At 56.4% G+C, this 11665-nt stretch carries 10 protein-coding genes; all 10 read left to right on the top strand.

Annotated features, from left to right (window positions below; all coding sequences use genetic code 11):
* The first annotated feature begins 297 nt into the window (after positions 1–297).
* Positions 298–1689: an aminopeptidase P family protein gene (locus QNK41_RS12780; RefSeq protein WP_319257495.1), complete on the top strand. Its 1392-nt coding sequence runs from the start codon at positions 298–300 to the stop codon at positions 1687–1689.
* Between the two features lie 677 nt (positions 1690–2366).
* A complete protein-coding gene (locus QNK41_RS12775) occupies positions 2367–3149 on the top strand; it encodes an IclR family transcriptional regulator (RefSeq protein WP_319257493.1) in 783 nt (260 codons plus the stop codon).
* A gap of 58 nt (positions 3150–3207) precedes the next feature.
* Positions 3208–4824 (top strand): glutamate formimidoyltransferase, encoded by a 1617-nt coding sequence (gene ftcD / locus QNK41_RS12770; RefSeq protein WP_319257491.1) that lies wholly within the window; start codon positions 3208–3210, stop codon positions 4822–4824.
* A 3-nt stretch (positions 4825–4827) separates the two neighbouring features.
* A complete protein-coding gene (locus QNK41_RS12765) occupies positions 4828–5526 on the top strand; it encodes a TerC family protein (protein WP_319257489.1) in 699 nt (232 codons plus the stop codon).
* 6 nt (positions 5527–5532) lie between these two features.
* Positions 5533–7086 carry an NAD(P)/FAD-dependent oxidoreductase gene (locus QNK41_RS12760; RefSeq protein WP_319257487.1) on the top strand — a complete coding sequence of 518 codons (1554 nt, stop codon included), beginning with the start codon at positions 5533–5535 and terminating at the stop codon, positions 7084–7086.
* A 251-nt stretch (positions 7087–7337) separates the two neighbouring features.
* Positions 7338–8831, top strand: a complete 1494-nt coding sequence (locus QNK41_RS12755) for a helicase HerA-like domain-containing protein (RefSeq protein WP_319257485.1) — start codon at positions 7338–7340, stop codon at positions 8829–8831.
* Positions 8832–8942: 111 nt separating this feature from the next.
* Positions 8943–9077 carry a hypothetical protein gene (locus QNK41_RS12750; protein ID WP_319257484.1) on the top strand — a complete coding sequence of 45 codons (135 nt, stop codon included), beginning with the start codon at positions 8943–8945 and terminating at the stop codon, positions 9075–9077.
* Positions 9077–10255 carry an LPS export ABC transporter permease LptF gene (gene lptF / locus QNK41_RS12745; RefSeq protein WP_319257482.1) on the top strand — a complete coding sequence of 393 codons (1179 nt, stop codon included), beginning with the start codon at positions 9077–9079 and terminating at the stop codon, positions 10253–10255. Before QNK41_RS12750 ends, lptF begins: the two co-directional genes overlap by 1 nt.
* On the top strand, positions 10252–11328 hold the full coding sequence (lptG, locus tag QNK41_RS12740) for an LPS export ABC transporter permease LptG (protein WP_319257480.1): 1077 nt from the start codon (positions 10252–10254) through the stop codon (positions 11326–11328). Before lptF ends, lptG begins: the two co-directional genes overlap by 4 nt.
* Before the next feature lie 73 nt (positions 11329–11401).
* The coding region (locus QNK41_RS23065) for a glycosyltransferase N-terminal domain-containing protein (protein ID WP_413815151.1) at positions 11402–11665 on the top strand (264 nt) is incomplete at its 3' end.

The following is an 11665-nucleotide window of genomic DNA, read 5'->3' as shown; positions in this document are numbered from 1 at the left end:
GCCGCCATGGACAAAAAGCAAACCATCGCCAGTGACATGGCGACCCTCTTTGAAACCCTCATGCCCGTGTATGCGGGTGCGGCCGAGCGCAGCGCCTGACAGCGCAGCGAAAGCGGGGTTATAAAAACTGCCGGCCGGCGTCAGCCGTTTTTTTCGGCAATCGGTTCCGCATGATGGCAGGCCACCTGCCGACCCTAACGAAGCCGAAGGCGAGACCGCTGTCAGGTGAGATGTCGGTCATGTCGAGACAGTGTTTGTGGAAGGTGCATCCGGGTGGGGGGAGGGGAGTTCTCCTTCATGTTTTCTGCTGATCTATACACCCACAGGCGACAGTGCCTCAAGGCGGATGTCCGATCCGGTCTGATCCTGTTGCTGGGAAATAGACAAAGTCCGATCAATGCGTCGGACAATTGCCATTTTTTCCGCCAGGACAGTTCATTTTTGTATTTTTGGGGTCTCGACCTGCCGAACCTGGCAGCTGTCATCGATGTGGATGCGGGTACGGAAACGGTTTTCGGCGACGATATGTCGCTGGATGACGTGGTCTGGAGCGGTCCACAACCCTCTTTACTGGAGCGATGCCGGGGCATCGGTGTTGACCGGTCAGCGCCTTCAAGTCAATTGTCTGCGGTTGTCGCCGCGGCTACCAAGAGACAACGACCGGTTCATTTTCTGCCGCCATACCGCATGGATCAGACGATGCAGCTGGCCGGTCTTTGCGCCATGGCGCCTTCGGCCGTTGCCGGCAATACGTCGGCAAGGCTTATCCGATCAGTGATCCGCCTGCGGTCGGTGAAAAGCGAAGCGGAACTGGATCAAATCGTGGCGGCACTGGTGATTAATGCCGCCATGCAGACCACCGCCATGCGCATGGCCACGCCGGGACGATACGAGCGTGAGGTGGTGGGTGCAATAGAAGGCCTTGCTTACGGGCGGTCAGGTAAACGTCCACCGTTCAGGACCATTTTTTCAATTCATGGCCAGACGCTGCACAACCATAGTCACGACAATCTGATGCAGGCTGGTCGCCTGGCGATCTGCGATTGTGGCGCGGAATCGCCAATGGGCTATGCCAGCGACACGACCCGCACCATTCCGGTGGGCGGCCGGTTTACCAGTCGTCAAAAGGAGATCTACGAGGTCGTGCTGGGGATGCAGGCGGATGCGCTGGCTGCCATGAGGCCCGGTATCCCGTTTAAGGATGTTCACCAGATCGCCGCCCGACGGCTCTCATCGGACCTCAAGGACATCGGTTTGATGCGCGGGGATGTGGATCGCGCCGTCCAGACAGGGGCGTATGCCCTCTTTTTTCCCCATGGCCTGGGGCATATGCTGGGCCTGGACGTGCACGACATGGAGTGTTTAGGAGAAGACGAAGTGGGGTATACGGACGATATCCGTCGGGACAGTCAGTTCGGCATCAACCGCCTTCGGCTGGCCAAACCCCTGGCGCCGGGTTTTGTGGTGACCGTAGAGCCGGGAATTTACTTCATTCCCCAACTGGTCCAACAATGGCGCGGTGCAAACCGGTTTCCCGATCTGATCGACTACCGCAAACTGGAATCTTATCTGGATTTTGGCGGGGTGCGTATCGAAGACGATGTGCAGGTAACGTCCACCGGTGCAACCGTTCTGGGAGCGCCCATTCCAAAGGCGGTGGCGGCCGTTGAGTCCTGCTGCAGTGATTGACCGACCGGGATACAAATGGATCAACTGATGGTTTGGCGATGCTTGGATACCGTATCGGCCGGGGAGGGTCTATCGGTTTGGTCGTTTTCATCAAGCAATATAATATACGAAAACGGAGACGAAAGGGGCGCGCCGCTTTTTTCGGAGCGGTCCTTTGCCTCTGGCGATTTTTTCCGCTGGCGAATCTCGTCGATTGAAATGGTTTTGGCCATGATTCAGACCGCCGGCCTACCCGATGCGCCGTTGACACCGATCAGCGTTGCATGCTCGGGCGATAGCCCTTGTTCGTTAGCATCAATGAGAGAGAAGGCACTTTAACTGTATTAAGAAATGGAACGCTTGCAGGAAAGTAAAATTAATTCGAATCTGCGATTCGCAATGATCAAAACCAGTGAAAGCAGGTCAATTCCCATGCCGTAAGCTGGCTCATTGCGCTCCCAGAACGTATACCCAAAAAACCCCCCATTTACAAGTGCCAATGTGAAGGTCGAATCACCCTGCTCGGTGGTCTGCTTCTGGTTTCCAGCAGTGTTGCGGTTATCCTTGTGGGTGCCGTATTGGTGCTTCTGATTCTGGTTCCCAATCTCCTGAAGACCGGTCGGTCAATCCCCGCATCGGCCTGACAGGCGACAACACGCAGAGCGATCGAGAGATGGATCGTGGTTGATGGACAAAAAATGAACACGGATTATACGGTCCCGGCCCTGAAAAAAGGGCTCCAGATTCTGGAATTGTTTTCAGTCCGGCAGCGTGTGCTGACCGTCGGTGAAGTGGCCGAGCGGCTCGAGGTCAGTACATCGGCCATCTATCGTACCATCGTGACACTGACCGAGATGCATTATCTGAAAAAAGCCGGCCGGAATGCATACGAGCTTGGCCCCATGGTGCTTTCACGTGGCTTTTGTTATCTCGCCTCAAGAGATATCCTGAACACGGCCGCCACCCGCCTGGACGAACTGCGCGATGAAACCAGCGCCTCCTGCCATCTGGCCATCCGGGAAGGGATCGAAGCCATTTACATCTACCGGGCGGCATTACCTCAGATCATGATGGTGAATGTGCCAGTGGGTACCCGCTTTCCCTGTCACACGGTGTCCATCGGCCGCGCGCTGCTTTGCGGCCTCAGCGACGCCAGCCTGCGTTCGCACTATTCCGGCGTTCCCCTGGACGGATACGGCAGCGGCGGCATCAATTCACTGCCGCAGCTGTTGGTCGCCGTTGCCGAAGCACGGCGGACGGGGATCAGCGTCAGCGGATCCGACTTCTCTACGGCCATGGCCACTCCGGTGCGGGATTACACCGGAAATGTTGTGGCGGCCATCAATGTTTCCGTTCCCGATTTTATCATTGAAACGTCCGGCGTTCGCGACCATCTGATCGCGTGCCTGATGAACACCGCAGGACCATTTCGAGCGACATGGGATGGCCGGATGAGCAGTAATCATTGTCAACTTTCCTGACCATCGCGTCAGTACCGTGGACCGTCATCAAGTCATATCAAACCAAAGCGAGTGTATCATGAGAAAAATCGTTGAATGCGTTCCCAATTTTTCCGAAGGCAAAAACCGTGAGACCATTGATGCCATTGCCCAGGCCATCCGAAATACACCGGGATGCACCCTCTTGGATGTGGATCCGGGAAAGTCAACCAACCGGACCGTTTACACCTTCGTAGGCGATCCGGATGCGGTGATCGAAGGGGCATTGAACAGCGCCAGGGCCGCCAGGCAGAAAATCGACATGCGCACACACAAGGGGGAACATCCCCGCATGGGTGCCATGGATGTCTGTCCGTTCATACCCGTGGCCAACGTCACCATGGACGAATGTGTGGAGATCTCGAAGACCTTTGGCCGTCTGGCTGCAGAAGAATTGGGCGTCCCCTTTTTCCTTTACGAAGCCTCTGCGGTCGACGATTACCGCCGCAAACTGCCCCAGGTCCGCAAAGGGGAATACGAAGGATTGGCCGGGCGTCTGAAGGAACCCCAATGGAAGCCCGATTTCGGACCGGCCGAATTCATCCCCCAGTGGGGCGCCACCGCGACCGGTGCACGGTCTTTCTTGATTGCCTACAACGTCAATATCCTGGGCACCAGCAATCAGGCCCACCGCATCGCCCTGAATTTGCGTGAAGCCGGCCGGGGCCCGGATTCACCCGGCCGCCTAAAAGCGGTCAAGGGCATGGGCTGGTTTGTGAACGAATACAACATGGCCCAGGTAACGGTAAATTTAAACGACTATCAAGTGACGCCCATGCATGTCCTGTTCGAGGAAGTGAAAAGAGAAGCGGCTGCATTGAACGTCGGCGTTGCCGGATCGGAAGTCGTCGGGCTGATCCCTCTGGCATCGATTCTCATGGCTGCCGACTACTACATGGAGAAGGAAAAGCTGTTCATCCTCGACGAGGACCAGCGAGTCCGATTGGCGGTGGAACGGCTGGGGCTTAGCAGTGTGGCGCCGTTCGATCCAAAAGAGAAAATCATTGAATACCGAGTCGCCGGAGAAAGAGACGAACCGCTGGCCGGCATGAGCCTGAGAGCCTTCATCGAGGAAGTGGCTTCCCGTTCGTCGGCTCCGGGCGGTGGATCGGTGTCGGCCGCCCTGGCGGCCATGGGTGCCGGACTGGGGGCCATGGTGGGCAAACTGACCTACGGGGTTCGGAAGTTTGAATCGGTGGACGCCCAGATGAGAAAAAGCATCCCGCCGCTTCATGATGCGGCGGTCAGCCTGATTCCCATGATCGATGCGGATACGACGGCATTCAACGACTTCATGGAGGCGCTGCGCATGCCCCGGGGCACCGATGCCGAACGGTCCGAACGGGCCGAATGCATGCAGGCCGGGCTCAAGAAGGCCATTGACATTCCCCTGACGACCATGGAATTGGGCGACAGGGCCTGGGATGCCCTTTGCGAAGTGGCCCGCTGCGGGAATCCGGCATCCCGGTCTGACGTGGAGGTGGGGGCCAGAGCCCTGGAGACGGGGATCTGGGGCGCTTATAAAAACGTGATGATCAACATGGTTGAGATCACAGACGACGCATTCAAAAGCCGCGTTACCCTGGAGGCTGAATCCATTGTGAGCCGTGCGGCTCAAAAGTGCGCCGAGGTGCTTGAGATTTTAAAGGGGAGGTGATCGATGACAGATGCATTGGGACTGCTGGCCCTGCTGATCGGGCTGGAAATCGTGCTGGGGGTGGACAATGTATTGGTGATCGCCATCTTTGTGGGTCGATTGCCCGAAAACCAGCGGCAGAAGGCCCGCATCGTGGGGTTGAGCGTGGCCATGATAGCCCGCATTGTCATGCTGGCTGTGGTCGTGGCTCTGGCCAGCCTGACCCGGCCCATTGTGGCCAATTTCTCGGTTAGGGACCTGATCCTGCTGGCGGGGGGGTTGTTTCTGCTCTATAAAGCCGTTCATGAGATCCACCACACGGTCGAATTCAGGGAGTCGGAGCATGGACCGGATCAGCAGGCGTCCGGTGCCTTTGCGTCCATTATTACCCAGATCGTCCTGCTGGATATCGTTTTTTCAGTCGATTCGGTGATCACGGCGGTGGGACTGACCCAGCAGCTGTGGATTATCGTTTCGGCGGTGGTGCTCTCCTTTGTCGGGATTCTCTTCTTCGCCCGGCCCATCGGTGACTTCATCCTGCGCCATCCGGCTCTTAAAATCCTGGCACTCTCATTCCTGATTACCATCGGCGTGACCATTTTCATGGAGGGACTGCATAAACATGTGCCAAAGGCCTACATCTATCTGCCCATGGGATTTGCCCTGATGGTGGAAATGCTCCAGATGCGCTACGAGCAAAACCGCCACCGGAAGAAGGCCTGAGACCCCATGCCTGAAGATGTTTCTTTAAACGTGTCCCCCCGGGAGGCAGCTGACCCGGAAGGGATCCAGCGGGCCCTGGCCCGGACGATCGGCCGTCTTGTTGCCGCCGACCGCTTTGTGGTCGTCCGCCGTTCTGTCGACGCCCGCAAACGTCCGGTCCGGGTAAACCTGGGCGTTCATGTCTATGGCGACGGCGAAACCATGAGGCCGGAGCGGCCGGTCTTCGCCTACCGGGATGTGCGGTCTGCGGCGCCGGTGGTCATCGTGGGCGCCGGACCGGCGGGGCTTTTTGCCGCGTTGCGCTTGGTTGAACTGGGCCTCAGGCCTGTGGTGGTCGATCGGGGAAGGCCCGTCAAGGCCCGTCGCCGGGATGTGGCGGCCCTGAACCGGCGGGGGGTATTGGACAGTGAATCCAACTATGCCTTCGGCGAGGGAGGTGCGGGGACGTTTTCCGACGGCAAGCTTTACACCCGTTCCAGGAAAAGGGGAGATCACCGTCGGGTGCTCCACCGATTTCATCAGCACGGCGCCGATGGACACATTCTGTACGATGCCCACCCCCACATCGGATCCAACCGTCTTCCGGAGATTGTTTCGGCCATGCGGGCCACCATTGAAGCCCATGGCGGTGAAATACATTTTCAGCAGAAAGCCGTCGGGTTGTCGGTTTCCACCGGTCGGGCGACCGGCGTGATCCTGGCGGATGGGCATCACATCGAGGGGCGGGCGGTGGTTCTGGCCACTGGCCACAGTGCCCAGGATGTATACGAGATGCTCATGGATAAAAAGATTGCCCTTGAGGCCAAGCCCTTTGCCATGGGTGTGCGTGTGGAACATCCCCAGGGGCTCATTGACCGGATCCAATACCATGGCCAGCCCCGGAGTGGATACCTGCCGGCGGCTGCCTACAACCTTGCCCGACAGGTGGATGGCCGTGGCGTTTACAGCTTCTGCATGTGCCCGGGTGGCTTCATCGTGCCGGCGTCCACGCAGGAAGACGCCCTGGTGGTCAATGGCATGTCTTTTTCCAAACGCAATTCTCCTTACGCCAATGCCGGAATCGTGGTGGAGATCCGGCTTGCGGACATACCACGGTTGGAATCATCGGGCCCTTTGGCCGGTCTGAACTATCAGCGGACCTTGGAGCAGACAGCCTCCGTTAACGGTGGCGGCGGGGTGACCGCTCCCGCCCAGCGCCTGGTCGACTTTGTCAACAATCGATTGTCCGACGGCTTGCCGGCCTGCTCCTATCCGCCGGGCGTGGTGGCTTCAGCTTTGCACCAGTGGTTGCCCGATCCCATCCGCAGGCGGCTGCAGGTTGCCTTCAAGGCCTTTGATCGAACGATGAAGGGGTTTCTCACCAACGATGCGGTCGTGGTGGGGGTGGAGTCCCGTACGTCATCACCGGTGAGGATTCCCAGAGATGCGCAGACATTGCAGCATGTATCGGTCCGGGGGCTCTTCCCCTGCGGTGAGGGGGCTGGCTATGCCGGCGGCATCGCCTCATGCGCCGTGGACGGCGAGCGTGCCGCCGAAGCCGTTGTCCAATACCTCGCCTGACGGTCTATTCTCTCCTTTGGCGTAATACAGGATCAGGTCCATGTACATCTGGGCGGCGAGTTTTAACTGGGAGAGCGATACTGATTCTTCGGCGGCAGGCCAAATGGCTTTTATGCTGACATTTTTTCCATTTTCTTTTGTGCCGGTATGCTTTAGAATCGGAGTGTCGTTTCGGACGGCATCCCAAAATTCGCCGTCAACGTCAAACTGCCAACGTGGTGACGAAAACCGCATAACCCTTAATGGAGACCATGATGACACCTGCAATGCTCACCATCGGCGGTGCCCGTAGTGCATTGATCGCCCAGTCCGGTCGCATGTGCAATCGGCACGGCCTGGTGGCCGGGGCGACCGGCACCGGAAAAACGGTCACCCTGCAAACCCTTGCCGAAGGCTTTTCCCGCATGGGCACGCCGGTATTTGCCGTGGATGTCAAGGGAGACCTGTCCGGTATTGCCGTAGCGGGATCGCCCCATCCAAAGATCGACGAACGGCTGGCTAAAATTCCCTTGCCCGGTTATCGCCAGCAGCCCTGTCCCACACTGTTCTGGGATATGGACGGGAAAAACGGATCCCCGGTGCGAACGACCATTTCAGAAATGGGTCCGCTGCTGCTGGGCAACCTGTTGGAACTCAATGACACCCAGACCGGGGTGCTTTATGCCGGATTCGATCTGGCCGACGACCAGGGACTGCTGCTGCTGGATCTGAAGGACCTTCGGGCGCTGCTTGCCTGGATGGGCGAGAACGCAGGTTCCCTGAGATCGGAATACGGTAACATCACCGGTGCCAGTCTGGGTGCCATTCAGCGACGGCTGCTGGTGCTGGAAGAGCAGGGGGCCGAGCGCTTTTTCGGCGAGCCGGCCCTGCAATTGGCCGATCTGATGCACACGGACTTTTCCGGGCGCGGGGTCGTCAGCCTTTTCGACGCCGGCCGGTTGATCCATAACGCACCGCGTCTTTACGCGGCCTTTTTGCTCTGGCTGCTGTCAGAACTGTTTGAGCAGCTGCCCGAAGCGGGTGATCCGCCGGCCCCGAAGCTGGTACTCTTCTTTGACGAGGCTCACCTGCTGTTTTCAGGGGCACCCAAACCGCTGCTGGACAAAATCGAACAGGTGGTTCGGTTGATCCGGTCCAAGGGCGTCGGGGTCTATTTTGTCACCCAGAACCCCATGGACCTTCCGGATGATGTCCTGGGCCAACTGGGGCTTAAAGTTCAGCATGCCCTGCGGGCATTTACGCCCAAGGATCAGAAAAGCATTCGGGCCGTAGCCGCGTCGTTTGTGACCAATCCGCTGTTTCATACAGCCGATGCAGTCACCACGCTGGGCATCGGAGAAGCCCTCGTTTCCGTGATGGGCGACGACGGCCGGCCCCAGCCGGTGCAGCAAACCCTGATTGCGCCTCCGGAGGGACGCATCGGTCCGATTTCGGATGACGAGCGAAATGCCGTCATGCAAAGGGCCCCCATTCGTGGGCGTTACGATGCTACCATGGACCGTCAGTCTGCCTACGAGATGCTCAAGCAACGTGCTGAAACTGCCCAGACGGCGGAAACGCAACGGCTGAAGGAATTGGAAGCGGAGAAAAATCAGCGTCAGGCACAGCGGCGCCAGCCCGCCGGCGGACGCCGGCGCCAGACCGCCGGAGAAGCCATGATCAAGAGTGCCGCACGCTCGATCGGCAGCACGATCGGCAGGCAGATCATCCGGGGCGTTTTGGGTTCCATTTTCGGCAAACGCTGACAGTGGCTGTTAAAAGCGAGGCCAGCCCTAAGGGGATGCCATTATCCGCAGTTTATGGCGAGGACCCATCGGGTGCAAATGGATGTTAAGCATGTGAAAAGGAGAATTCCCATGGAAGACAACGGCGATGAACTGGAAGGCGGCGGAACTTCGGATGAAGAGGAAGTCGAGTCAGAAGCAGACCCTGAGGATGACGCCATCCTGCATGAGAAAAATGGAACCTCGTCTCCCCGCGAAAACATCTGATGATCCATCCATTTTCCATCCTCAACCGGTACCTGTTTCTGGAGATGCTGCCGCCATTTTTTATCAATCTGGCCTTTTTCTCCTTTATCTTCCTGATGAAACAGATTCTCGATATCACGGACATGATCGTCAATCACAAGGTCGGTGTTGTTCCGGTATTTCTGCTGCTGGCCTATACCATGCCCTATTTTCTTCAGTATATCATCCCCATGTCTACGATGATGGCGGTCTTGATGGCGCTATTGAGAATGTCCAGCGACAATGAAATTATGGCGCTCAAAGCCGGGGGAGTGAGTATCTACCGTTTGTTGACGCCGGTGCTGATCTTCAGTCTGTCGGGAACCCTGATTACCGCATACATGACCATCATTGGTGTGCCATCGGGAGCTGAACGTTTAAAAACGTTGCTTTATAATGTGGCCGCCGCCAACCTGAACGTCAGTTTGAAAGAGCGGACTTTTAACGATAACTTCAAACAGATCATGCTTTACGTCAATAAAATCGATCCGCAAAGCGGTGAACTGCATAATGTGCTGATTGAAGACAGCCGAACGTCAGGGGGCAACAATACGGTCGTTGCGCGGAGAGGAAGGCTTTTCGGCGAGCCCAAGGAAATGGTTTATTATCTGCGGCTGTATGACGGAACGATCAGCCAGATGGACATGCGCGACCGATCTTCTCACACGATCAATTTTGAAACATACGACATCCGGTTGGATCTAAAAGGTGTCTTTTCGACGCCAGGTATCGCCAATCAAGACCCGGATGAAATGACCTTGTCTGATCTCAGGGACTATTTGAAACGAGTCAGGGCCGACAAAGTCAAATACCTTGGCGCCCTGCTGAATTATCACAAGAAATTTTCGATTCCCGTGGCCTGTTTGGCCATGGGACTGCTGGCCATGCCCTTGGGCATTCAGGCCCGCAATTCAAAAAAAGCATTTGGGATCGCGCTGGGACTTCTCTTTTTTCTGCTGTACTATATTCTCCTTTCCGTGGGGAAGGCGTTTGGAGAAAATGGCACCTACCCACCGGTGGTCGGCATGTGGGTGCCGAATGTGATTCTCGGGGGATTCGGCATTTATCTGCTGGTTCTGTCGGCGAAAGAAAAAGCGATCACTTTTATTTGGTTGAGACGGATTGTACGTGCAATCATTAAACGGGTCGGAAAAAAATGACGATTCTTTACCGCTACGTTACCAGGGAGATACTGGCCAGCTTTTTGATTGTGCTGGCTGCGGTGCTCAGCATTTATGTGGCGGTCGATTTTATAGAAAAAATTGATAATTTCATGGAGGCGGGTGTCCCGGCTATCCGTTGTGTCGTCTACCTGCTGTACAAACTCCCCTTTATCTTTGTCCAGATCGCACCGGTGGGCTTTCTGTTGTCGATTCTGATCGCATTGGGGTTGATGAACAAAAACAATGAAGTCATCGCCCTTAAAAGCTGCGGCATCGGCAAGAACCGGCTGCTCAAACCAACGATGGTACTCGGCGTGTTTTTTAGTGCAGGGTTGTTTCTGGTAGCCGAAATGCTTATGCCGGTCTTTATGGTCAATGCGAACCAGATTTGGCTTCAGGAGGTTCGAAAAAAGAACATCTACGCTTCCAAGACCAATGATATCTGGATGCGAGCCGCCCGGCAGATCATCCATATCAAACAATATGTGCCTGAAGAGAAACGTGTGGCCGGCATCACCATACACACCTTTGACGAAAACTTCCGGCTGATTGAGCGGGTCGACGCCGTCGCGGGCGTGTTTGAAAACGGTCAATGGCAACTCGACGACGCCGTTCAGCAGTTTTTTGAGAGAGAAAGTGGCGACCAGCGAATCCAGTTACACAACACGATAGCGGCCGACATCGATCTGAACCCCGATGACCTGGCCCAGGCGGCCAAACAATCCGATGAAATGGGGTTGGCCGAACTGGGGCGGTATATCCAGAAAGTGGAGCGGGAAGGATATGGCGCCACCCGATACCGGGTCGACTATCATAGCAAAATTGCCGCGCCGTTTGTCTGCATCTTTCTCAGCGTGCTCGGCACCGGCATCGCCCTGCGGGGAAACATGCGCGAGGGGTTGCCGATGAGCATTACCTATGGATTGGGGGTCACTTTTTTTTACTGGATTTTCAACAGCTTTTGCCTTTCACTAGGCTATGCGGAAATGATGCCTCCCGTGATCGCGGCATGGTTGGCCAATCTGGTTTTTTTCAGTTTTGCCGGTTTTTTGCTTCTGATTGCCAATTGAAAGACAATTGGCGTGCCTACGATGATTTGACGACCATAAGAGGGCCTTAGTGGTTTATATCTATAATGTTGCAATGGGGTTAGCGGTTTTACTGTTGTGGCCGGTCTGGCTCCCTTTGGCGTGGATCCGTAAAAAGCATCGTCTCACTTTTTTTAAAAGATTGTTCATGGAAACCCTGCCCCGCGGCGATCAAGAATCGGCAGACGCCCGGAGGAAATTATGGATCCATGCGCTTTCGGTGGGTGAGGTGTTGTCGGCAGAGCCATTGGTAAAAGCATTGGCCCAAAAACACGGCGCCCGGTCGCTGATTTTTACCGCTTCCACCCAAACCGGATTT

Origin of the sequence: Desulfosarcina sp. (assembly GCF_033791525.1) — a bacterium.
GTDB lineage: Bacteria > Desulfobacterota > Desulfobacteria > Desulfobacterales > Desulfosarcinaceae > Desulfosarcina.
Note: the sequence above shows the minus strand (reverse complement) of the source record. Positions and strands in the feature narration are given on the sequence as shown.